Origin of the sequence: Neisseria chenwenguii, assembly GCF_002216145.1 — a bacterium.
Classification (GTDB): Bacteria; Pseudomonadota; Gammaproteobacteria; order Burkholderiales; family Neisseriaceae; genus Neisseria; species Neisseria chenwenguii.
The window spans coordinates 1,683,527-1,706,402 of record NZ_CP022278.1; the positions used below are offsets into that span (position 1 = coordinate 1,683,527).

At 52.6% G+C, this 22,876-nt stretch carries 26 protein-coding genes and 3 pseudogenes; 3 read left to right on the forward strand and 26 right to left on the reverse strand.

From position 1 onward, the window contains the following. Window positions 1–289: 289 nt before the first annotated feature. Entirely contained in the window at window positions 290–586 is a 297-nt protein-coding gene (locus tag BG910_RS08270; RefSeq protein ID WP_089036426.1) for a hypothetical protein, read from the forward strand. 42 nt (window positions 587–628) lie between these two features. Here BG910_RS08270 and BG910_RS12580 read toward each other — a convergent pair whose 3' ends face one another. Then, window positions 629–802, reverse strand: a complete 174-nt coding sequence (locus BG910_RS12580) for a hypothetical protein (protein WP_198344775.1) — start codon at window positions 800–802, stop codon at window positions 629–631. Between the two features lie 577 nt (window positions 803–1,379). Here BG910_RS12580 and BG910_RS13020 point away from each other — a divergent pair. After that, a pseudogene (locus BG910_RS13020) lies at window positions 1,380–2,285 on the forward strand (hypothetical protein); the annotation flags it as partial. Between the two features lie 481 nt (window positions 2,286–2,766). Here BG910_RS13020 and BG910_RS12360 read toward each other — a convergent pair. Next, window positions 2,767–2,976: a hypothetical protein gene (locus BG910_RS12360; protein WP_157694059.1), complete on the reverse strand. Its 210-nt coding sequence runs from the start codon at window positions 2,974–2,976 to the stop codon at window positions 2,767–2,769. A 163-nt stretch (window positions 2,977–3,139) separates the two neighbouring features. On the opposite strand from BG910_RS12360, the pseudogene BG910_RS13235 reads away from it, so the two are divergent. Then, window positions 3,140–3,805 (forward strand): annotated as a pseudogene (locus BG910_RS13235) (hypothetical protein); the annotation flags it as partial. A 2-nt stretch (window positions 3,806–3,807) separates the two neighbouring features. Here the strand turns inward: BG910_RS13235 and BG910_RS12855 are convergent. The 24 genes and pseudogenes from BG910_RS12855 to BG910_RS08400 all read right to left on the reverse strand — a co-directional run. Next, window positions 3,808–4,236 (reverse strand): annotated as a pseudogene (locus BG910_RS12855) (hypothetical protein); the annotation flags it as partial. After that, complete coding sequence (locus BG910_RS13025; protein WP_089036430.1) at window positions 4,237–4,887, reverse strand: hypothetical protein; 651 nt, start codon at window positions 4,885–4,887, stop codon at window positions 4,237–4,239. It abuts the pseudogene before it with no gap. 10 nt (window positions 4,888–4,897) lie between these two features. After that, a complete protein-coding gene (locus BG910_RS12365; protein ID WP_123806132.1) occupies window positions 4,898–5,233 on the reverse strand; it encodes a hypothetical protein in 336 nt (111 codons plus the stop codon). A 418-nt stretch (window positions 5,234–5,651) separates the two neighbouring features. Then, entirely contained in the window at window positions 5,652–6,017 is a 366-nt protein-coding gene (gene rplS / locus BG910_RS08295; RefSeq protein WP_089036431.1) for a 50S ribosomal protein L19, read from the reverse strand. A gap of 13 nt (window positions 6,018–6,030) precedes the next feature. Next, complete coding sequence (gene trmD, locus BG910_RS08300) at window positions 6,031–6,780, reverse strand: tRNA (guanosine(37)-N1)-methyltransferase TrmD (protein ID WP_089036432.1); 750 nt, start codon at window positions 6,778–6,780, stop codon at window positions 6,031–6,033. Continuing rightward, window positions 6,780–7,289 (reverse strand): ribosome maturation factor RimM, encoded by a 510-nt coding sequence (gene rimM, locus BG910_RS08305; protein ID WP_089036433.1) that lies wholly within the window; start codon window positions 7,287–7,289, stop codon window positions 6,780–6,782. Before rimM ends, trmD begins: the two co-directional genes overlap by 1 nt. Window positions 7,290–7,292: 3 nt before the next feature. Beyond that, window positions 7,293–7,541 (reverse strand): 30S ribosomal protein S16, encoded by a 249-nt coding sequence (rpsP, locus tag BG910_RS08310; RefSeq protein ID WP_089036434.1) that lies wholly within the window; start codon window positions 7,539–7,541, stop codon window positions 7,293–7,295. Between the two features lie 76 nt (window positions 7,542–7,617). Next, entirely contained in the window at window positions 7,618–10,029 is a 2,412-nt protein-coding gene (locus BG910_RS08315; protein WP_089036435.1) for a bifunctional acetate--CoA ligase family protein/GNAT family N-acetyltransferase, read from the reverse strand. A gap of 673 nt (window positions 10,030–10,702) precedes the next feature. Continuing rightward, a complete protein-coding gene (locus tag BG910_RS08320) occupies window positions 10,703–12,085 on the reverse strand; it encodes a sensor histidine kinase (RefSeq protein WP_089036436.1) in 1,383 nt (460 codons plus the stop codon). A gap of 15 nt (window positions 12,086–12,100) precedes the next feature. Then, window positions 12,101–12,778 (reverse strand): response regulator transcription factor, encoded by a 678-nt coding sequence (locus BG910_RS08325; RefSeq protein ID WP_089036437.1) that lies wholly within the window; start codon window positions 12,776–12,778, stop codon window positions 12,101–12,103. 157 nt (window positions 12,779–12,935) lie between these two features. Next, window positions 12,936–14,792 (reverse strand): PglL family O-oligosaccharyltransferase, encoded by a 1,857-nt coding sequence (locus BG910_RS08330; RefSeq protein ID WP_089037200.1) that lies wholly within the window; start codon window positions 14,790–14,792, stop codon window positions 12,936–12,938. Then, window positions 14,792–15,151 carry a DUF2069 domain-containing protein gene (locus BG910_RS08335; RefSeq protein ID WP_089036438.1) on the reverse strand — a complete coding sequence of 120 codons (360 nt, stop codon included), beginning with the start codon at window positions 15,149–15,151 and terminating at the stop codon, window positions 14,792–14,794. The genes BG910_RS08330 and BG910_RS08335 overlap by 1 nt, the downstream gene beginning before the upstream one ends. 297 nt (window positions 15,152–15,448) lie before the next feature. Next, complete coding sequence (gene tatC, locus BG910_RS08340) at window positions 15,449–16,225, reverse strand: twin-arginine translocase subunit TatC (protein ID WP_089036439.1); 777 nt, start codon at window positions 16,223–16,225, stop codon at window positions 15,449–15,451. 7 nt (window positions 16,226–16,232) lie between these two features. Next, window positions 16,233–16,880 carry a Sec-independent protein translocase protein TatB gene (gene tatB, locus BG910_RS08345; RefSeq protein ID WP_089036440.1) on the reverse strand — a complete coding sequence of 216 codons (648 nt, stop codon included), beginning with the start codon at window positions 16,878–16,880 and terminating at the stop codon, window positions 16,233–16,235. Between the two features lie 3 nt (window positions 16,881–16,883). After that, window positions 16,884–17,084: a Sec-independent protein translocase subunit TatA gene (gene tatA, locus BG910_RS08350; protein ID WP_089036441.1), complete on the reverse strand. Its 201-nt coding sequence runs from the start codon at window positions 17,082–17,084 to the stop codon at window positions 16,884–16,886. A gap of 38 nt (window positions 17,085–17,122) precedes the next feature. Continuing rightward, the gene (locus BG910_RS08355) at window positions 17,123–17,446 is read right to left on the reverse strand and encodes a histidine triad nucleotide-binding protein (protein WP_089036442.1); all 324 of its coding nucleotides are present in this window, start codon (window positions 17,444–17,446) and stop codon (window positions 17,123–17,125) included. 273 nt (window positions 17,447–17,719) lie between these two features. Continuing rightward, window positions 17,720–18,043: a phosphoribosyl-ATP diphosphatase gene (locus tag BG910_RS08360; RefSeq protein ID WP_089037201.1), complete on the reverse strand. Its 324-nt coding sequence runs from the start codon at window positions 18,041–18,043 to the stop codon at window positions 17,720–17,722. Between the two features lie 83 nt (window positions 18,044–18,126). Beyond that, entirely contained in the window at window positions 18,127–18,528 is a 402-nt protein-coding gene (gene hisI / locus BG910_RS08365) for a phosphoribosyl-AMP cyclohydrolase (RefSeq protein ID WP_089036443.1), read from the reverse strand. Between the two features lie 311 nt (window positions 18,529–18,839). Then, window positions 18,840–19,607 (reverse strand): imidazole glycerol phosphate synthase subunit HisF, encoded by a 768-nt coding sequence (gene hisF / locus BG910_RS08370; RefSeq protein ID WP_089036444.1) that lies wholly within the window; start codon window positions 19,605–19,607, stop codon window positions 18,840–18,842. A gap of 40 nt (window positions 19,608–19,647) precedes the next feature. After that, window positions 19,648–19,971, reverse strand: a complete 324-nt coding sequence (locus BG910_RS08375; RefSeq protein ID WP_089036445.1) for a hypothetical protein — start codon at window positions 19,969–19,971, stop codon at window positions 19,648–19,650. 18 nt (window positions 19,972–19,989) lie between these two features. Then, window positions 19,990–20,313, reverse strand: a complete 324-nt coding sequence (locus BG910_RS08380) for a hypothetical protein (protein ID WP_089036446.1) — start codon at window positions 20,311–20,313, stop codon at window positions 19,990–19,992. Between the two features lie 47 nt (window positions 20,314–20,360). Beyond that, window positions 20,361–21,098: a 1-(5-phosphoribosyl)-5-[(5-phosphoribosylamino)methylideneamino]imidazole-4-carboxamide isomerase gene (hisA, locus tag BG910_RS08385; RefSeq protein ID WP_089036447.1), complete on the reverse strand. Its 738-nt coding sequence runs from the start codon at window positions 21,096–21,098 to the stop codon at window positions 20,361–20,363. Between the two features lie 402 nt (window positions 21,099–21,500). Then, window positions 21,501–22,145, reverse strand: a complete 645-nt coding sequence (gene hisH, locus BG910_RS08390; protein WP_089036448.1) for an imidazole glycerol phosphate synthase subunit HisH — start codon at window positions 22,143–22,145, stop codon at window positions 21,501–21,503. A gap of 223 nt (window positions 22,146–22,368) precedes the next feature. After that, the gene (locus tag BG910_RS08400) at window positions 22,369–22,659 is read right to left on the reverse strand and encodes a hypothetical protein (protein ID WP_089036450.1); all 291 of its coding nucleotides are present in this window, start codon (window positions 22,657–22,659) and stop codon (window positions 22,369–22,371) included. Window positions 22,660–22,876: the final 217 nt, after the last annotated feature.

A 22,876-nucleotide genomic window follows, 5' to 3' on the forward strand; every position in this document is an offset into this window, starting at 1 on the left:
AATGCTAAGTGACTTTTCAGATAGAATCTGCCGGCTTGTAAAGCTGTTACTAAATTATGTTGGCAGGAGCGGAACAGTCCAGCAAAACGGCAGACTGCTTACTGAAAGATCAGATGTTTTCAGATGCAGATAGTAAAGCCGATAGAACGCGTGCACGCAGAGGTGTGCACGTTATACATGGATTTTAGGTTTCATGCAGGCTGTGGCTTGCTGATAGCATTACAGTAAAAGAACTATTATACTCAACTAACTTTATAAGATATTCATTACATATTTAGGAATTTTCCTTATGCTTAACTATCTAGTTGCTTATTCAAGTTTTTTATTAAAGCTTTCGGCTATTTTATTCTTCCTACTCATACCTTTTTATTTAACATATACAAGAAACCTAAGAAGCTCCATTAAGGAGGAAATAGGTATATACCCAAGCATCAAATCTGCCATTCTTTGGGAACGGGTACGAGAAGACCGAAAATTCAATAAACAAGCAAAAAAGGCCTATTTGGTTGGTTGGCTGATGAGAGTTTTCTTTTTCATTCTTTGGCTTGTTGCAATAACACAAATTATAAAAAATGACATTCAGTAATTGATAAACCCTACACTAAAAGGATATTTATATGACAAACTCTCAAAACATTTTAAAAAACGCCTCTTCTGCAGATGCGTTAGCAAATTCGATTTCTACATATGCAAAAGAAGGTGGAGATGTGAATGCAACTGCAGCACTCGTTTCTGCAGCTGCATTACTTCCTGGCTCCACAGGGCTTTCTTCCTCATTAGCTGCAGTTGCTACATCTGTCACACAAATTTCTCAGAAAGCTACTTCCAATAAAGCTATTACTGCCTCCGATGCATTAAGTCTCTTAGGTTCAGTAGTCTCTGTTGTAGCAGATGGAATAGAAACGATTTCAGAAATGACTATGGCAACAGGGGTAGGAGCTCCTGCCGGAGCTGCTGGACATACAATAGGATCTGGATTGGGGGTAACAGCAGCTGGAATATCTGCGACTGCTGCCACTATGGCAAACACAGGAATTGATGTTAGTTTATATAACCCTACAGGAGATAAATCAGCCCCTCCAAGCGTTTCAGAAGTGGCTCAAAAAGCAAAAGATATATTATCAAATAATTTGGAGAACATAAAAAATTTTGATAAAAAAGTTTCTGAAAACATTGAAAATATAAATAAAGAAGTAGATGCATCTCTAGAGAAAGTAGCAGAAACACTCCAAACTAGTAAAGAATCTTTAAAAGATGTTTTAAGTAATGCGCTTGATAAAGCCGCCGAGGGTATTGACTCACTAAGAGACTGGCTTTCAGATGCCTTTCAAAACTTTGCTCAACAACTCCCCGACCTGCCGTCTGAAAAAGAATGGTACATCGACGACGGCAAGCAATGCCTTGCTCCGTGGGCAGACCAAAACCGCGACGGCAAATACCACGTCTACGACCCGTTGGTTCTCGACCTTGACGGCGACGGCATCGAAACCGTCGGCACTTCAGGTTACGCAGGCGCTTTATTTGACCACGATAAAGACGGCATCCGCACGTCAACAGGCTGGGTTTCCGCCGACGACGGCCTGCTCGTCGTCGATTTGAACGGCGACGGCAAGGTCAACAACGGCGGCGAACTGTTCGGCGACAGCTATGCTTTGAAAGACGGTAACACCGCTGCCAACGGCTTTGCTGCGCTGGCCGAATTCGATACCAATTCAGACGGCATTGTCGATGCAAACGATGAGCGCTTTAAGGAATTGAAAATTTGGCGTGATTTGGATTCGGACGGCATCAGCGATGCGGGTGAGCTGTTTTCATTGGCCGATGCCGGCGTGAAATCCCTCAACGTCGCCCATACCGACACAAATAAAGCATTGGGCAACGGCAACACCCTCGCCCAAGATGGCAGCTATACCAAAGCCGACGGCACTACCGCGCAAATGGGCGATTTGCTCCTTGCCGCAGACCATCTCCACAGCCGCTATGCCGATTCCGTTACCCTGACCAAAGAACAGGCGCGCGCCGCCAATCTCCAAGGCATCGGCAGACTGCGTGATTTGCGTGAAGCCGCAGCCCTCTCGCCTGAATTAGCCGAGGCATTGAAAGCCTACAGCGCGGCGGAAACCAAAGCGGAGCAGCAGGAATTGTTGAACAGCCTGATTAACAAATGGGCGGAAACCGACCCCGCCTACGGCACGGGCGTGCAGTTTTTGCCGCCGATGATTAAGACGGCAGGAGAAGACACGGCATTGACGCGGTCGCAGGAGAAAAACTACCGTCAAGCAGCTTGAGGTCGTCTGAAAAGTTAGGTTTGCCAAGCTAAGCTATGCGTGGATTTTGGGCTACGGCTTGCTAAAGGAGGACTGAAGATTATTTTTAAATGTCTGTTTTTACAATTAAGAGCAAATTATTTTTTCTGGTTATTACTTAAGGATAGATGTTTTGAGTAAATATAAATATTTGGATTATATAAGTTATTTTTTGATTTTTATATTGTTTTTAATCGTGTTATTTTTACTATCAATTAATACAAGTTTTTCTAAGCTGGTTATCATGTTGCAACCTTTTTTCTGGTTAATGATGTTTTACTTTTCTATGGTTTTTTATTATTTTTGGTATATGGAAGATAGGGGATTTGAAATAGATGAAGATATAAAAGGTAGTATTTCTAGGAGAAAAAATTTATATAGAAATTGTGGTATTTTTTTTGGTATTTCGCTATTTATTTCAATGTTATTAGATTAGTTTAATAGTTTATTTTAAGGAGTTTTAAATGAGTGCAAGTAAAGTGGTTGAATATGGTGCGGTATTGGTAACAGCGGCAGATTCTTCATCATCAATTGTAAAAGATTCAAGTCCAATTAATGTTTTAAGTAATAGTGGGCAAGCTATTAGTGCTACTGTATCTCTTACGGGGCCTGCGGGGACAATAGCTACTGCTCCTGCGGCTTTAACTTTAACAACTGCAAAAATTATCATAGATGCTAAGAATGGAAACGAAATTAGTTCTGGAGACGTATTATCAGTAACGGGGAATACAGTTGCAATTATTGGTGCTGTTGGAGTCGCACTGGGAGCACCAGTAGCAATACTAGCTTTAGCAATTGGTACAGCAATTAATATGCTTGGCGTTGCTATTAATCAAGGATGGTTTGAAAAAGCTTTTGATACTTGGAAAGAACAAATTAACCGAGATGGCAAATACTACGTTTATGACCCTTTAGTACTAGACCTCGACGGCGACGGAATCGAAACCGTCGGCACTTCAGGCTACGCAGGCGTTTTATTTGACCACGATAAAGACGGCATCCGCACGTCAACAGGCTGGGTTTCCGCCGACGACGGCCTGCTCGTCGTCGATTTGAACGGCGACGGCAAGGTCAACAACGGCGGCGAACTCTTTGGCGACAGCTATGTTTTGAAAGACGGTAACACCGCCGCCAACGGCTTTGCCGCGCTGGCCGAATTCGATACCAATTCAGACGGCATTATCGATGCAAACGATGAGCGCTTTAAGGAATTGAAAATTTGGCGTGATTTGGATTCGGACGGCATCAGCGATGCGGGTGAGCTGTTTTCATTGGCCGATGCCGGCGTGAAATCCCTCAACGTCGCCCATACCGACACAAATAAAGCATTGGGCAACGGCAACACCCTCGCCCAAGACGGCAGCTATACCAAAGCCGACGGCACTACCGCGCAAATGGGCGATTTGCTCCTTGCCGCAGACCATCTCCACAGCCGCTACGCCGATTCCGTTACCCTGACCGAAGAACAGGCGCGCTACGCCAATCTTCAGGGTATCGGCTGTTCGCCCGCATCGCTGATGCCGTCCGAATCCAAATCACGCCAAATCTTGAGCTTGGCGAAATCCGCATCGTTTGCGTCGACAATGCCGTCTGAATTGGTATCGAATTCGGCCAGCGCAGCAAAGCCGTTGGCAGCGGTGTTACCGTCTTTCAAAGCATAGCTGTCGCCGAACAGTTCGCCGCCGTTGTTGACCTTGCCGTCGCCGTTCAAATCGACGACGAGCAGGCCGTCGTCGGCGGAAACCCAGCCTGTTGACGTGCGGATGCCGTCTTTATCGTGGTCAAATAAAACGCCTGCGTAGCCTGAAGTGCCGACGGTTTCGATTCCGTCGCCGTCCAAATCCAAAGTGAGCGGGTCGTAAACGTGGTATTTGCCGTCACGGTTTTGGTCTGTCCACGGGGCAAAGCATTGTTTGCCGTCGTCGATGTACTATTCTTTTTCAGACGGCAGGTCGGGGAGTAGGTCGTCTTTGAGTTTATTGAACCAATCTTTCCATGTATTTGGATCTAATACCTTATTAATGTTATCGCCTAATTTAGGTAAAAACCAGTCTCGGAAATTTTCTAGATTTTTATCATAAAACCTGCTAATTTCTTCTGAAACGGCTTTAAGTAACTGGGGATTGCTGATAGCAAGATTTAAAGCAGTCGCACCTCCACCAGTAGCCCCTGCTACTCCCTCAACAGGGTTAACACCAGGTAGTGTCGATGATGCTACTTGAAGCATTCCTGCTAAACCAGAAACTACTCCTAAGCTTGTCGATGCCGCTTTATCAAATTGCCCCTGTTTCATATAGACATAAGTTGCAGCAAGCGAAGCGGATGCAGCTGCTCCGTTTAATTGGAATGCTATCCCTGTACTCATAGCTCCCATAGCATTTGCAGCACCTGATGGACTAGAGTTGGTAGCACTTGCTACTTCTGCGGCTGTTGTTGCAGCTAAAGAAATTGCTGCAATTGAAGAGTCTAACCCATCTAAAGAAGTACGTTCAGAACTTGGTTTATCTAGATTTTGCTTGATGGTGTTTGCATTGTTCAGAGCATCCGCATATGTCAAAATTGTTTGTGATTTGGAAGTCATATATATTCTTTCATTTGCCTACAGATAATTTAAAAGTTAAAAGCCAAAAAAGTGCAACTAGTAAAATGAATAATCCTTCAATAAGGAAGAGTTCTAAAAATCTTCTAAATTTTCTAATATATAAATTTTCTGACTTGTTATTTTTAGCTAATTTAGAATTAAATAATTTTAAAAATTTTGCGGTGGTGATTAGGATTGCAGAACCAGAATAGAAAAGGTAACTATTTAAAATTTCAAAATTTCTTTGATTTAAAAATATATTTGAGCCTCCTTTGTAAGATGTTATGCCTAGAAGAAAATAGAAAATTGGAAAAATTATCATTAATACAATAATAAGAAATTTCATTTTATGCCTTATTAATGATTTGTCAATAGAATAAACTATTATGAAACAATCTAATGGTTATTGAAACCACTATTGATGGCCAGCGATTAACAGCAAATTACTCATATGTGTACTAGTGCTGAGCATATTTACATATTTTCTTGTGTTTAATTAAATCATGACAATGGACTTTGTTATCATGAGTGGGGTTAATTTATGATACAAAGCTATAGCGGGTAACGAGCATATATAAAGTTGAGATATTTTGTTCGAATGCGAGTTTCTTTTTGATAAAATAAGACAAGCGGATTAAATTTTACCCAAACGGCAATTTAATTACTCTGACTACTTCAGTTAAATTAAGAAGGCCGTCTGAAAATTTCAGACGGTCTGAATAAATAAAAAACCCGCTTTGCAGCGGGTTTTTTCATTTGCCTGATCAAGCCTTGCGGGCGGGCAGTTTTTCTTTGATGCGGGCGGCTTTGCCGGTGAGGCCGCGCAGGTAGTAGAGTTTGGCACGACGCACATCGCCGCGGCGTTTGACTTCGATTTTTTCTACGGTCGGAGAGTAGAGTTGGAACGTACGCTCGACGCCTTCGCCGCTGGAGATTTTGCGCACGATGAAGTTGCTGTTCAGGCCGCGGTTGCGGCGGGCGATGACGACGCCTTCGTAGGCTTGCAGACGGCTGCGGGTGCCCTCGACGACACGGACGGAGACGACAACGGTGTCGCCCGGTGCGAATTCGGGGATTTCTTTATTCAAGCGGGCGATTTCTTCCTGCTCTAATTGCTGGATCAGATTCATGGTTTTTCCTAAATTATGATTGGATTTCCCGTTGCTCTTGTTTGATTTTTTCCAAGAGACGGGCTTCCTGTGGGATTAAACTGCGCTTTTCGAGTAAATCGGGTCTGCGCTCCAGTGTGCGCCGCAGCGATTGTTCCAACCGCCATTCGGCTATCAGGGCGTGGTTGCCGGAGCGTAATACTTCGGGCACGGCCATGCCTTGAAATTCTGTGGGTCTGGTGTAGTGGGGGCAGTCTAGGAGGCCGTCTGAAAACGAATCCTGTTCGGCCGACTGCATATCGCCCAATACGCCGGGAATAAGCCTCAACACGGTATCCATCAGCATCATGGCGGGAAGCTCGCCGCCGGAGACGACGAAATCGCCGATGCTGATTTCTTCATCTACGCTGCTTTGGATAAGACGCTCGTCTATTCCTTCGTAACGTCCGCACAGCAGGATCAGATTGGGTTCTGCGGCAAGTTCGGCTGCTTTCTGATGGGTCAGCGGGCTGCCTTGCGGGCTGAGGTAGATGACTTTGCTTGCGCCGTTGCAGGCTTTTCTGGCTTCCTCAACAGCTGCTTGCAGCGGGGGTGCCATCATAATCATGCCGGGGCCGCCGCCGAAAGGGCGGTCGTCGATGTAGCCGAGTTTGTTGTCGGCGAAACGGCGGGGATTGATGGCTTGAAACTGCCAGAGGTTTTGCTTTTTTGCGCGTCCGGTTACGCCGTATTCGGTAATGCTGTCGAACATTTCCGGAAAGAGGGTGATGCTTTGGATGAACATCAGTAGTCCAAGCCCCAATCGGCGGTAATGGTGCGGTTTTCGGTATCGACGGTTTCGATGTAGTAGGAAACGAAGGGAATCAGCTTGCGGCCGTGTCCGCCGTCAATCACTAAAACATCGTGGGCACCGGTATCCATAAGGCTGTTTACTTTGCCTAAAACTACGCCGTCTTTGTTGCTTACGGTCATGCCGACCAAGTCTGCCCAGTAGTATTCGTCTTCTTCGGCAGGCTCGAAGGCTTCGCGCGGAATTTCGATGGTGTAGCCGCGCAGCGCAAAGGCTTGGTCGCGGTCGTCGATGCCCTCAAATTTGACTTGGAGTTCGCCGCCTGCGATTTTGCCGGATTCGAGCGTGACGGTCAGGGTTTTGCCGTCTTTGCTCAGATGCCACTCGGGGTAGTCCAGCAGGCTGTCGGTGTATTCGGTGTCGGCGGCGATTTTCAGCCAGCCTTTGATGCCGAATACGCCTTTGATGTAGCCCATGGCTACCCGTTGTTGCGTATTGTTCATGGCTTAAGCGGCAACTTGTTGCTCTTTAACCAGTTTGACAACGGCGGGGCTGACTTGCGCGCCTTGTGCAACCCAGTGGTTCAGGCGGTCGGCGTTCAGGCGGACGCGCTCTTGTTTTTCGTTGGCAACGGGGTTGTAGAAACCTAAGCGCTCGATAAAACGGCCGTCGCGGCGGTTACGCGAGTCGGTTACGATGACGTTGAAGAAAGGGCGGTGTTTAGAGCCGCCACGGGCCAAACGGATAACTACCATTTTGAAGTCCTTGTATGAATTCGGAGAATATGGAAGCGGGCAATTTTAGGTCAATTTGCGGTTTTTACGCAAGTATTTATTGACGGAATTTGCGTTTTTCGGCGGCTTTGGGCGGCAGCAGGCTGCGCTTGGCCTGAACCAGCGTCTTGTCGTCGGGCGAGGGAGTCAGGGTAAAGCCTGATTTTTCGGCGAGTTTGAGCATGGCGGTGTTTTTTTTGAGGATTTCGGCGCTGATGCTTTGGTAGCCCTGTTGTGTGGCCAAAGCGATAATGTGCTGCATCAGGATAGGGGCCAAACCGCTGCCGCGCGCGCTTTCGGCGAGGGTGATGCCGAATTCGCATTCGTCGCGGGAGAGGCGGGCGATGCGGCTGACGCCGATGATGAGGCCGTCTGAATTTTCGGTGACGAATGCGCCCTCGCTGAACCAGTCGAGATTGCTGAAACGGGCGAGGGTGGCGGGCGGCAGCTCGTTGGTTTGCGCCATGAAGCGGGTGTAGCGCGCTTCGGGGGAAAGGTTGCGGACAAACTGCTGCTTGGCTTCGGCATCTTCGGGCTCAAACGGGCGGATGCCGGCGCTTTCGCCGTTTTTCAGACGGCATGTCTGCGGGAAGCCGTCGGGGTAGGGGGCAAGCACGTTTTCGGGTGGCTGCTGCGCGGGTTCGGCCTTGCCTAAAAATTCGGCGGCGGCTTCGCCTGTGGTGCGGATGAACTCGGCGGCTGCGGCTTTGCGGCTGCGCAGGATTTCGGCGGCGGCCTGTTTGAGTGGCTGCGCGGATTTGGCGGCGGGTTTTGCGTTTGGTTTTTCACTGTTTTTTTCAGGCGCGGCAGCGGGTTTTTCAGACGGCTTCAGGCTGCTGAACGTGCTGCTGCCGTAGAAACGCAGGCGGATTTCGCCGCAGTCGGTCTGCGCGGCGGAAAGCGCGTTGAGCGTGTGCAAAAACTGGGCGGTGGCGGCGCGGTGTTCGGGCAGATTGAAAAAATTGTCCAAATGCGCGGCGTCGAGCGTGGTAAACGGCGGCAGAACGGCGGTCGTCCGGCCTTGATGGCGGGCGGTGACGATGTCGCCGTAGCGCGGGTGTTTGAAAAACGCCAGTTCGCTGTGGAACCTGCCGTCGTCTTGTTGCGGCGGCAGGTTGAGGGCTTTGGCGAGTGCGTCAAGGTCTTGTTCGGCAAGCGCTTTTTCAATGGCTTTGGGTTTGATGTTTTTCAGACGGCCTGATTTCGGCGCGGCGGTTTGCAACTGGATTTCCTGCAAAGCGGCGGCTTGGTTGCGCATATGAAGCGTGCGCAGTGCGGCCTCGGGGCAGTCAAACTGCAACAGGCCGTCTGAAACGCGGCTGCTGATGAGGAGCAGCTTGTCGGACTGTTTGGCGTAAACGGCAAGCATATTCGTCAGCTCGGTTTCGTGGTGCGGGCTGTCGGGTGCGACGACGGCGAGCAGCGCCTGCGTGTCGGGCTGTTGCAGATAATGCGCGGCTTGGCTGCGGAACAGCGCGGGCGTGGGGCTGCTGCCGAGAAAGCCTTGTTCGGGCAGCGGTTTTTCAGACGGCATGGCCAGCGCGATGCCGTAGTTTGCGGCTTCGTTTTGCAGCCAGCCGGTGGGGCTGTCGGACAAAACGGTCAGTTTGTTTACAGGATTGATGTCAGCCAAACGGGCGTGTAGCGCGGCTTCCAGCGTTTGGCTGTCAAATGCGGGCAGGAAATTGCAATGGCGGCTCAGGCTTTCCAAAACGGCGCGTTCGGTGTCGTCTGCATTGTGCGGGCAGTAAAGAATCACGGGCGTGTGGCGGGCGAACTGGCGGATGGCGCTGAACAGTTTCCGCTGGTTTTCCAAAGGGTTATGCTGGATGACGGCAACGCGGGTGTGGCGGTTGTGGCCGAAACGGTTGAGCCAGTCAGCGGCGGACGTGGGCGAGAGCGGGTAGTTCAGGCTGATGTGGCGCGACACGCCTTGCTGCATTTTGCGCAGCATAATGCCGATTTCGCGGCTGACGGCGGTGTGGCCGGTCAGCAGCGCAGCGTAGCCTGCGGGGAAATCGGGTAGCGTGCCCGCATTGAGTGCCTGTGCGGGAAGCTGGATGCCGGCAGCGTTGCAGACACTGATGCTGAGTTCGGCGCCGTGGTGTTTTTTGACGGCTTCGGCGGCGGTTTGGCGCGCCTCTTCGCCGAGCGTTTCCCAATCCTGTACGGCGATGACGTGATGGAACTGCTGTTTGCGGCAGGCTTTAAACAGTGCGTCGTAGGTTTCGGGCAGGGTAACGGCGATGACCAAATCGACGGGTTCGCTGATTTTGGCAAGGGTGGGGTAGGCGGTCAGACCGGCAACGGTTTTGTGGCGCAGGTTGACGGGCGTGATTCTGCCTTCGAACGCGGAACCGAGCAGGGCGGTGAGGATGCGCTCGCCCAAGCTGTGCGCCCGTTCGCTGGCGCCGACGAGGACGATGTGCTGCGGTGAGAAGAAATAGCCGGGCATGGATTGGACGGTCATGGCGGTTTCCTTTCGGGCGGTAAGGCCGTCTGAAAATGGTGTGTGGTGTGGGTGTTGGGATTTTTGTAAAAATCAAAAAAGGCCGGAATTTTTATAAAAGAGTCGGAAGGCCGTCTGAAAACTTAACCTTTTCTTTGCCGTGCTCTGATCGCAGGAAATTCGACTTGTGGGACGTCGCTTGGGGTGAGCTGGCATGGTCTGCACGCTGTAAACCGCGTAGGTCGGATTCGAGAATCCGACCTACGGCCTGCTGAAAAGCCGGGCTGAAGCCCGGCCTACAGTTGAAAGCAGCTTTCGCAGATGTTTCGGCATTTGGGCGGGGTTTCGCAAGGAAAGCGGTCTGTGTTTTTTAAATTCCATACGCATTATAAAAGGCCGTCTGAAAAGCGGCAAAGGATTTCAGACGGCCTTGGAAGGTGAGTGTGGTTTGTTGTTGTCCGGCTGCTTCATCGCGGTTCCTAAAAGATTGAGGCCGTCTGAAAGTTTTATGGACGTCATTCCCGTGCAGGAGGGAATCCACATTTGAGTTTCTGAAACTTATGTTCAAACAAGATATTGCCTGTTTTTAACCGTGGATTCCCGCCTGCGCAGGAATGACGACGGTTAGGTAATTAACGGTTTCAGACGGCCTCAAGCGGATGTTTATTATTTTTGCACAGGTCTCGGCCTGTTTTCAGAGGGCTTTTTTCTTGGGCAGTACAAAATGCATATTGAGGCCGTTTGGCTTGACGTTTTGGGCGTTGATTCTGCCGTTGTGCTGCTCGATGATGTGCTGGGTCAGCGCCAAGCCCAGGCCGGTGCCGGGTTTGCTGGCGCTGGAGTCGGCGCGGTAGAAGGCGGTGAAGATGTGCGGAAGCTGCATTTCGTTTACGCCGGGGCCGTTGTCGGTGACGTTGATGATCCAGTTTTTGTTGTCTTGCGAGACGTTGACTTTGATGACGCTGCCTTCGGGGCTGTAATTCATGGCGTTGCGGATGACGTTGTCGAATGCGCGGTAGAGGTAGCTTTCGTTGGCGGAAACGGTGGCGTTTTCGGGGATTTTGGGATCGACGGCCAGTGAGACGGATTGCTGGTTTTGCTGGGCGACGGCCTGGCTGTCTTCAATCAGGTTGCTGAGGAAGGGCAGAAGTTTGAGGTCTTCTTTTTCCAGCGGCATGTTGGAGGTTTCCAGCCGCGACAGGGTCAGGAGTTCGCCGACCAGGGTATCCATGCGGGTCAGTTCGCCTTCGAGGCGTTTGAGGTAGGCTTCCTGTTTTTGCGGCTGCGCCTGAATCAGGCCGACGATGGCCTGCATGCGCGCCAGCGGAGAGCGCATTTCGTGGGAAACGTGGTGGAGGAGGTGGCGTTCTTTGGCGACGAGTTTTTGCAGTTTGTCGGCCATTTTGTCGAATTGGAACGCGAGGTGGGAAAGCTCGTCGTCGCGGCCGTCCATCTGCTGGGCGATGCGGGTTTCCAAATCGCCGCCGGCGATGCGGTCCATGCCGTTTCCGAGGATGCTGATGGGTTTGGTAATATTGTTGGCCAGAATATAGGCCAGCAGCAGGCCGACTAAGATGATGAACGACAAGATGATGAATTCGTGCCAAATCGGGGAGAGCGGCAGGCCGGGAATGAACAGCGGGCTGGGCAGACGCTGGGCTTGGCGGTTGTCCCAGCCGTTGATGAAGAAGAGGTATTCTTCGCCGAAACGGTCGTATTCGATGTGGGCGAGGTCGGACTCGGGGTTGTTGGCGGCGAAGGCGCGGGCGCGCTCGACGGTCTGGCTGTCGACGTCGCGGCCGAGGATGTCGGTTTTGTCGTCGCCGAGGATGACGTAAACGGAATCGGAAACGGGGTTGTCTTTCCACTCGTTGAGGATTTCGCGCGCGCCGTTGTCGCCGCGGGCGCGGAAGGCGGAAACCATGCTGTTCATCAGTGTGGTTTCGATGGTGCGCCGTTGGTTGAACTGGTTTTCGGCCAGTGTGTCCTGCACGAGCCAGAATGAAAAACTCGCCACGAAGATTGCGCAGACGATGACTGCGCAAAATGTGGCGAAGATGCGTTGAAACAGTTTCATTGAACGCTTCGGTCTTTAGTTTTTAACAAAGAGATAGCCCAAACCGCGCACGGTCTGAATCAGCGAGGCGTCGCCGAGTTTGTGGCGGATGCTGGAAATGTGCACGTCGATGCTGCGGTCGAATTTCGCCAGCTTGCGGTCAAGGGCTTCGACGGACAGGGTTTCTTTGCTGACAACCTGACCGGCATGGCGCATCAGGACTTCCAAGAGGTTGAACTCGGTGCTGGTCAGCTCGAGCGGCTCGTCTTTGATGGTGGCCTGGCGTTTGGCCGGGAAGAGCACGACGTCGCTGACGGCGATGCTGTTGGGCGTGTTGCTCTGCTCGCCGCTTTGTTGGGCGCGGCGCAGAATGGCGTTGATGCGGGCCAACAGCTCGCGCGGGGTACAGGGTTTGGGAACGTAATCGTCTGCGCCCATTTCGAGGCCGATGATGCGGTCGATGTCGTCGCCTTTGGCGGTCAGCATGATAATCGGCACGGTGCTTTGGCTGCGCACGTTTTTCAAAACGTCCAAGCCGTTCATTTTCGGCATCATGGAATCCAATACGACAACATCGTATTGGCCGGTCAGGATTTCCTGGACGCCCGCTTCGCCGTCGGGAACGCTGTGGATGTTGAGCCCTTCGGCGGTCAGGTATTCGGTCAAAAGTTCGGTCAGCAAAGCGTCGTCATCTACCAGTAATACGCGGCTCATGGGGTTTCCTTTTTCATGGTTGGCGCGGGCGTATGCCTGCGCAGGTAGGGAATACGGCAATCTTAACACGCAAGTTGCGTCGGCTGATAGCGTGTGTTTCTATGCTTTTGCGCTTTTTTGCAATGGCTTTGACGGCCTTTACATTTTTCAGATAGCCTTATTTTGCTTTGGAAACGGCGGCGGTGCAGGTAATTTTTTTAAGTTTTTCAAAGCGTAAAAATTTGCCGTACGCCGTTTGGCATTGCACGTCTGCTTCGGCGGCAAGCGGTTGCAGGGCGGGGTGGGCGGCGATTTGGGTTTGGTAGTAGGGAATGTGGTAGGGGTAGTAGTAATACATCGCCTGCATCCATTTGCGCGCTTCGGCGGTTTTGCCCTGCCGCTGGTAGTAAAGGCCGACTTGGTGGGCGTTGGCATACGGGCGGTAGGTCAGCGCAGCGAGAGCAGCTTTTTCGGCAACGGGGTTGATGGTGTTGTCGGTAGGAGAGAAGTGGCGCGCCAAACCCAACTCGGCGTAGTAGCGCAGTATCGGGCTGTCGGCAGCGATTTGTTTCAGCCCGCTGATTTTTTGCTGGATTTTAACGGCGGTGTCGGTTTTCTGCTGTTGGCTGTATTCGGTCAGGTTGGTGTACGTCCAGCCCAGTTGCAGAATGCCGGCGATGATGCCCAGCGCGAGCAGGCCGCCGCCCAAGTTGCGCAGTTTGGCCTGCATGAGGCCGTCTGAAACGTCTTGCTGCTGCGCGGGCGAGAGCGAGAGCATCAGGCAGAACGGCGTGAGGAAATAGATATACCAAAGCGGATATTCGAGCATGCTGTGGCACATCGACACCGTCATCGTCGCCAAAAGCAGCAGCGATGCGGGATGGTTGGGACGGGAAAGCATACGCCAAACGGCAGTCAGAATGCAGGCGGCGACCAAAAGTGTTCCGACCAGCCCCATTTCGGCCAGTAGGTTTAAAACGATGTTGTGGGCATGGGTAAACAATACGCCGAGGATATTGTTGGCGTAGTTTTGCTGTTCGGCATTGACGAGGAAACTTTGCAGCGCGTAGCTGTTCCAGCCGTGGCCGAAGAAGGGTGCCGTCTGAAAAGCCAGCCAGGCTTTTTTAGCTTCGATTTGGCGCGCCGAACCTTCAAAACTGCTGGTGCCTACGCGCTCGACCGCCGTTTCGTAGCTGCCGTTGCCCAGCCATTCGAGGATGTGTCCCATCGAAAACTGGAAGAAAAAGACCGCCAATACGGCAAACAGCATCACAGCGGTGAGGCGGTTGGCCTCTCTGCCCGCTCGCCAGCGCCAAAACGGCAGCAGCAGGCCGACACCGATGACGTAGGTCAGAATCGTGCGCGAGTTGACCAAGCCCATCACGCCGGCCAGACCGGCGACCAGCAAAAATCCCAGCCATGCCGGCATTTTGCGCTGCGCCCAAAGGTAGGCCGCGCTAAGCGTTCCCCACATCAAATAATGGCCGAGATGGTTGCGCTGGCCGAGCTGGCCGCTGATACCGTCTTTATTGGCATAGGCAGTGATGCCGCGTAACAGGCCGGTGCCCGAGAGGCCGTTAAACTGCAACACGGCAATCACGGCCTGCGCCAATGCGCCGAACAGCAAAGTCCACGCAAATATTGTTACCGCGCGCTCCTGCCCGTATTCCGCAATCCAGCCGCGGCAGGCCCAAGCGGCGAGGGCGAGGATGATAAACGTCCACACCACCATGTCGTTCATGCCCGGGTAGGTCAGATTCATCAGCCGCGCCTGTGCCCACCAAAACGCTGCCAACACCAGCAGACATTTCGCCGCGGCGGAGAATTTGACGTTCAAGAGCCCGCAGTAGGCCGTGACCAGCACCAACAGCGCCGCGCCCGTCAGCGAACCGGCCTCCAGATAAAAACTCGACAACGGCCCCGTGCGGTAAAGCGAGAGGAAGGGTGCAATGTTTATCCAGATAAAACAAAACCATAAGGGCAGGAAACGCTCGTTCCACACGCTGCTGCTGCCGTCTGAAAATTTTTGGAACATCATGCTGCGGCCTTTCGCTGTTGCCGGATAAAGCCCAAACAGGCCAGAAAAAACACGCTGCTGCACACCACCGACACCGCCGCACACGCGCGGCTCGCCGGCGCGGCATCAAACAGCCGCATACAGGCTTCGGCGAAATAAATCAGAACCAGCATCGAACTGTATTGGTAAGTATATGTTTTACCTTTCAAAATGCCCGCCAGCGGCAGACAAAGCGGCAGCGCCTTGAGTGCCAGCCACGAGCCGCCTTCGCGCAGCGGTGCAATCCAAAGTTCCCACGACAGGCTGACGGCAATCAAACCGATTAGGCCGGCGCAGGCGGCGTAATAAGACAGGGAGCGGGTGGGGGAGGGGGGCATAGAAATGAGTGGTGTGTGGAAAAGTGTTTGCGAACAAGATGTATAGAGGGTGAGGCCGTCTGAAAAGTTTCATGGTGCGGTAAAATTTTCAGACGGCCTGAGCGTTTTGCAAAAATAAGAAACGCCAGTTTGCAGGGGCGGGTTTTATACCCGTCCGAACTCCAATAATTCTGAAATATTAAGTTTTTTCAGTAATTTAAAGGCTTACGGGCGGGTATAAAACCCACCCCTGCAAGCGCTTCTCAAGATTTTCAGCTTTTTTGCAAAGTTCTTGGTCTTCTTGGCTTTCAGACGGCCTCACCCAACCTTCGCAGGCGGGGGCGGCGTATCGTTTTCCGTTTCGTCTTCCCGTTCGACAGGTTTGATAAAGCGGCTGAACCAAATCCCCGCTTCGTAAAGCAAAACCAGCGGTACGGCGAGCAGGAGCTGGGAAAGTACGTCGGGCGGGGTGATGACGGCGGCGACGATAAATGCGCCGACAATCACATAAGGCCGCGCGACTTTGAGCTGTTCGGCCGTGACCACACCCATTCGGGCGAGCAAAATGACGACGACGGGTACTTCAAACGTCGTGCCGAAAGCGACAAACATGCCCAAAATAAACGACAGGTATTTGTCGATGTCGGTCGCCATGTTGACGCCCGTGGGCGTAACGCCGGCCAAGAATTTGAAAATAATCGGAAAAACCAAGAAATAGGCGAACGCCATGCCGACGAAAAACAGCAAAAAGCTGGAAACGACCAGCGGGAAGACCAGCCGTTTTTCGTGGCGGTAGAGCGCGGGCGCGACAAACGCCCAAACCTGATAGAGCGTGTGCGGCAGCGAAATCAGGAAGGCCGCCATCAGCGTGACTTTGACAGGTACGAAAAACGGCGCAATCACATCGGTGGCAATCATGCTGGTGTCTTTCGGCAGCGACGACATCAGCGGTGCGGCGGTAAAGGAATAGAGTTGCTGCGCGAAAGGCATCAGCGCGAGAAAGCAGACAACGAGGCCGCCGAGGATCCACATCAGTCGGCGGCGCAGTTCGAGCAGGTGCTCGATTAAAGGCTGGGTGGGTTGGGTTTCAGACACCGTAGGCTCACTTTTTACGGACGCGCAGTTTCGGTTTGGCTTGGAATTTCGGGCGCATATCGCGTTTGCGCTGCATCGCCTGCTTGCGCAGCGAAGCCGTGTGCAGCAGGCCGACCGACGGCGCGGTTTCGAGATATTCGACCTGCGGGCTTTCAGACGGCATCGAAGCGGCGGTCAGATAATCGCGCCAAGCCTTGTTTTGTGCGGATTCGGAATCTTCGGCAGTTTCGGCGGCAGGCGGGGCGACGGGCTGGCCGTTTTCGTCGAGCAAAGTATCAGACGGCATTTCGCCCTGCGGCAGCGGATTGCCTTGTGCGTCTACACCGAAATCGGCGGGCGTGCGCTGTTCGGGCAGGCGTTCCCACGGTTTGAGGCCGTCTGAAATCTGGTTCAGATTGTTTTGCGCCTCGCTGCCGACGTCTTTGATTTCGTTTTTAAACTGCGTGGCGGCGGCTTCAAATTCCTGCTTGGCCTTGCGCAATTCGTCCAACTCGACCTGCGCGCTCAACTCCTGCTTGACGTTGGCGACCAGCCGCTGCATTTTGCCGACAAGCCGCCCCGCCGTGCGTGCCACGGCAGGCAGGCGCTCGGGCCCCAGCACGATTAAGGCGACAACGCCGACGAGCAGAAGCTCGCTCAAACCGAAATCAAACATAAATCAGGCTTTGTCTTCGTCTTTTTTGTGTTCGATAACTTCTTCTTTTTTCGAGGTATTGTCGGTACCTTCGTTCAGACCTTCTTTAAAGTCGTGTACCGCGCCGCCCAAGTCTTTGCCGACGTTGCGCAGTTTTTTGGTGCCGAACACCAAAACGACAATGACCAAAACAATCAGCCAATGCCAGATAGAAAAGCTGCCCATGATGTTTCCTTTGATTTTAATTGAGAAAATTCAGAATGTTAGGAGGGTGTGCCCATGATGTGGATATGCAGGTGGAACACTTCCTGACCACCACCTTTGCCTGTGTTGATGACGGTTTTGAAACCGTTGGTCAAACCCGCGGCTTCGGCAATCTGCGGCACTTTCAGCATCATTTTGCCCAACAGCGCTTCATGTTCGGCCTTGGCGTGGGCGAGCGAATCGAAGTGAGCTTTGGGAATAAGCAGCAGATGCACGGGTGCGGCGGGGCGGATGTCTTTGAAACACAGCATTTCGCCGTCTTCGTAAACCGTGTCGGACGGAATGTCTTTGGCGGCGATTTTGCAGAAAATGCAGTCGGTCATGGTTTTGCTCCGTAAGGCCGTCTGAATAAGGCTGGTGAACAGGATAGAACCATTCAGACGGCCTGATTGAATATTTTCGGAATTGTATAGCGAATCAGGCAGAAAACCAACCCGGCGGGCAGGCGGCGTTTTATAGTGAAATAAAATAAGAAAGATACGAGGCGGCAAGGTGCAGACAGTACAGGAGATGAACTTGGCGCTTCAGCGCTTTAGTGAATCGTCCTCTTTGAGCCCGGCCGCAGCCAACGCAGTAGATTTTTTATTTATAGTTCACTACTCTGCCGTACGGGCGGCTTTTTCCGCCAACCCTGACAAACCCTGACGGCGCGCCAGCTCGGCGGCAACGTCTTCCACGCGCAGGCCGTGGTGGGCGAGCAGAACCATGCTGTGAAACCACAGGTCGGCGGTTTCGTAAATCAGGTGTTCGCGGTCGCCGTCTTTCGAGGCCATCAGCACTTCGCCGGCTTCTTCGATGACTTTTTTCAGAATTTTGTCCTGCCCTTTATGCAGGAGTTGGGCGACGTAGGATTCGTCGGGATTGCCGCCTTTGCGGGAGTCGATGGTGTTTTGGATTTGTGTGAAAACGGTGTCGGTCATGAGAGGGCTTTCATTGGGTTGGAACAGGATGCCGTCTGAAAATCTGTAAAACATTTCAGACGGCATGGCCGGAAAACGGCGGTTTACGGATGCTTATGCCTGTAAATTTCCGTTTCGTCTTTCAATACCGCGTCCGCCGTCTGCCACGCGCTGCCGTCCCAAACCTTGTAGAAACAGCTTTCGCGCCCGGTGTGGCAGGCGATGCCGCCGTTTTGTTCGATCAGCATCACCACCGCATCGCCGTCGCAGTCGAGGCGCAGTTCGTGCACTTTCTGCGTGTGTCCCGATTCTTCGCCCTTCATCCACTGCTTTTGGCGCGAACGGCTGTAATAATGGGCAAAACCCGTTGCGGCGGTCTGTTGCAGCGCTTCGGCATTCATCCACGCCAACATCAGCACGCGGCGGGTTTTCCAATCCTGCGCAACGGCGCAGACCAAACCTTTTTCGTCAAATTTAACGGCTTGGAGCAGGGCTTCGGGGGCCATGTTCGGAATCCTTTGTTAGAGGCCGTCTGAAATTAAAAAAATTCAGACGGTATGAGAATTTTGTGGAAATAAAAAACGGCTGTCTGAAATAGTTATGGACGTCGTTCCCGCGCAGGCGGGAATCTACGTTTGATCTTTTGAAACTTATTTAAAAACAATGTATTGCCTGTTTTTAACCGTCGATTCCCACCTGCGCGGGAATAACGTCTGTGAAAGTTTCAGGCGGCTTTTTGATTTTTGCAACGTCCGGATTGTGAACGTTGGCAGGCAGCGGTTTGATAACAATAAAGCTGCCCATGCCGTCTGAAAACTCACAGCCTGATTTCAATCCCTGCTTCCTGCATGGCGAGTTTGGCTTCGTGGATGCCGATTTCGCCGAAGTGGAAAATACTGGCGGCCAAAACGGCGTCGGCTTTGCCTTCTTTGATGCCGTCGATGAGGTGCTGGATGTTGCCCACGCCGCCGGAGGCGATGACGGGAATATCGACGGCTTCGCTGATGGCACGGGTCAGCGGCAGGTTGAAGCCTTGTTTGGTGCCGTCCCTGTCCATACTGGTGAGGAGGATTTCGCCGGCGCCGCGGTTCTGCATTTCGACTGCCCATGCGACGGCGTCGAGGCCGGTCGGTTTGCGGCCGCCGTGGGTGAAGATTTCCCAACGGGTGTTTTCGGGGTTGACGGCTTTGGCGTCGATGGCGACGACGATGGCCTGCGAACCGAAAAATCCGCTGGCTTCGTTGACCAAATCGGGATTGGTCACGGCGGCGGTGTTGATGCTGGCTTTGTCGGCGCCCGCGTTGAGCAGTCGGCGCACGTCGGCGACGGAGCGCACGCCGCCGCCGACGGTCAGGGGGATGAAAACCTGCGCGGCGACGCCTTCGATGATGTGGAGAATGGTGTCGCGGTTGTCGGAGGAGGCGGTAATGTCGAGAAAAGCCAGCTCGTCTGCGCCTTCGTCGTTGTAACGTTTGGCGACATCGACGGGATTGCCAGCGTCGCGCAGGCCGAGGAAGTTGACGCCTTTGACGACACGGCCGTTGTCCACGTCGAGGCAGGGGATGATGCGTTTTGCCAGTGCCATAGAGATTCTTTCTTTCAAGCAGGGCAAAGCCGCTGCGGAATTAAACTTTGGTGAAAACGGCGGAAACCAGCTGGGGCAGACTGTCGTTGAGGAAAAAATAGCCTGCCGCGGCGGCAACGGCCATCAGCGCGGTGGCGGCGAAGCTCGAGCTGAAGCGGTCGACGAGGAAAAAGACGAGGGCGGTATAGACCCACAAAATACCGTAACCGGCCAGCCATTTGTTGTCGATAACAGGCATTTGGAACATGACCAGAGCGTTGACAATGGCGATGAGCACGGTAAACCACAGGCTCTCGCTGATGGCGTAAATGTCGCGGCCGGACGACCAGATGATCCAGAATCCTAAAATAAAAGCTGCCAACATGGTGAGTAAAATCCCTTTCTATGTTTGGTAATGTGGAAAAGTTTTTTGTTTTTTGAGGCCGTCTGAAAGGTTGGGAGTTGGGTTTTCAGACGGCCTTTTTGTTTGGTCGTTTTTGCCTTCCCGCGGAAGGGCGGACTTCGGTTGTAGGCCGGGCTTCAGCCCGGCGAAGTTCTGACCTGATTTTGTAAGATGTTGGGCTAATGGTTCGACAAGCCCGCCAACCGGGCCCAGCATACGGGTTTCGGAATTTTTCAGACGGCCTTCAAAAATAATGCGGTTTGAGGCTGTCTGAAATTTCTTTGAACCCGACCAAGTTCCGCCAACAAAATCAATCAAACGCATTTTGCGGCGGTTTTATATTTTCAGACGGCCTGTTATCCCGAACCGCCTCAAGCCAGCGAATCGGCCAGTTTTTGCGCTTCGGCGAAGTCGATGCTGCCCTCGTAAATCGCGCGGCCGGTAATCGCTCCGGTCACGCCGCTTTTTTCGACGGCGCAGAGGGCGCGGATGTCGTCGAGGTTGGTCAGGCCGCCGGAAGCGATGACGGGGATTTTCACGGCTTCGGCGAGTTTGACCGTGGCCTCGATGTTGACGCCGCCCATCATGCCGTCGCGGCCGATGTCGGTGTAGATGATGCTGTTGACGCCGTCGTCTTCAAAGCGTCGGGCAAGGTCGGTAACATGGTGGTCGGTAACGGTTGCCCAGCCGTCGATGGCGGCCATGCCGTCTTTGGCGTCGAGACCGACGATGATGTGGCCGGCAAATTCTTTGCAGGCTTGGCGCACGAAGTCGGGGTTTTTCACCGCTGCCGTGCCGATAATCACGTCGCTCAGCCCCAATTCGAGGTATTTTTCGACGGTCGCCAAATCGCGGATGCCGCCGCCGAGCTGCACGGGAATGTGGGCGGCGACCTCGGCGAGGATTTCTTTAATCGCGGGGAAATTTTTCGGCTCGCCGGCAAACGCGCCGTTTAAATCGACCAGATGCAGACGGCGCGCGCCCTGTTTGAACCAGTGGGCGGCGGTGTCGGCGGGTTTGTCGGAAAAAACGGTGGCTTCTTGCATCAGTCCCTGTTTGAGACGGACGCATTGGCCGTCTTTTAAGTCGATGGCGGGGATAAGCAGCATGAGGGGTCTCCGGTGGGTTTTCAGACGGTCTGACGGCGGATTGGCTCGCGGCCGTCTGAAAAATGCCGATGTTTCGCATCGGCGGTTATTTTACACAAGTTAGCAGTTTTTAGCAGATTTGCGTATGGAAAATGGATAATTTTATTTGAAACTGTTGCGTGAAGTTTGTTTTTCAGACGGCCTTAAGGGTAGAACCTGCCGAACTGAAGCCCAACCTGCAACGGCGGTTTGATTTAAAAGCGGGACTTTTGCAAAAATTCCAACGACTGTTTAAAGACCGTCTGAAACGCCGAATCCGTCATTCCCGCGCAGGCGGGAATGACGTTCACACATTTTCGGGTTTAATCTGCTTTTTTTATAAGGCCTCAGGCCGTCTGAAAACTCTGTTTTAAAAATCCGTGTTCAAACCTGCCAATCCAAAAAATTCCGCAACAGCAAAAGCCCGCCGTCGTGGCTTTTTTCGGTGTGGAATTGGGTGGCAAACACATTGTCTCTGCCGACGATGCAGGCAAATTCATCGGGGTATTCGCTCGTGCCCAACACGATTTCGGGGTCGGCGGGCGCGAAGTAGTAGCTGTGGACGAAGTAAAAGCGCGTGTTGTCGGCGATGTCTTTAAAGAGCGGGTGGGAGCGCGTTTGGCGGACGGTGTTCCAGCCCATGTGCGGCACTTTCAGACGGCCGCCGCTGCCGTCGCCGATGCCCGCAGGGAAGCGTTTGACGTCGCCGGCAAACCAGCCCAAGCCCGCAGTACCGCCTTCTTCGCTGTGGTCGAACAATAATTGCGCGCCCACGCAGATGCCGAAAAACGGTTTGTTTTTCAGGCCGTCTGAAACCGCTTCGCCCAAACCGCTTTTTTGCAGCGCGCCCATGCAGTCGGGCATCGCGCCCTGGCCGGGGAAGATGATTTTGTCGGCGGCAAACACTTCTTCGGCGCGGTCGGTCAGAAAGATTTCCGCCGCCGCTCCCGAGAGCTTCTGCGCGGCCTGTACGGATTTTAAAACGGAATGCAGGTTGCCCATGCCGTAATCGACAACAGCAATTTTCATGATGAACTTTCGTGCGGATCGGGTGGGTATTGTAGCAAAATTCGGCGGCGTTTTTGTTGACAATTTGTGCCGGCAGGTGGAGATTTCGGAAGGGGTTAGGCCGTCTGAAAAGCTGTTTGTTGAGTGTAGCGGTTCGGCTAAGCACACCTGCCGCCAAAGTATTCAGACGGCCTTTAGTAGGCGGATGCTTCTGATTTTTGCAAAAGTCTCGGCCTCTTTCCTTCTATGAACCAAACAGATAAATATAAATAAACACCGTCGGTACCAGCGCACCGAGCAGATAAACCGCCACCCATTTCGGTTTGTTTGTCCAACCGGTGCGGCGCAGGGTAAGAAAATAGCCCCATGCGTAAAAGCCGAGCGCGGCGTCGAGCAGCGGCGATCCGTCTTTGAAGAAATACCAGCCGGCCAAAATCAGCAAGGCCGTGTAGCCCACCGCCCAGACAAACGACGGCGGGCGTTGCAGATATTGCTGCAACGCGCCGAGCAGGAGGAGGAAGAGGGCGGTGGTCATGTTTTCAGACGGCCTTTTTTGAGGAACAGGGTTGGCGGTTGGGGTTTCAGACGGCCTTATCGTTTTGTAAAACACTCAGGCCGGGAACTTTGTACAAAACACAAATATTGTTTAAAGACCGTCTGAAATGCTCAATCCGTCATTCCCGCGCAGGCGGGAGTCCAGAAGTTTGGGTGGGGTAATGTTTTTAAAACAAGCAGTTGTCTGGATTTAACCT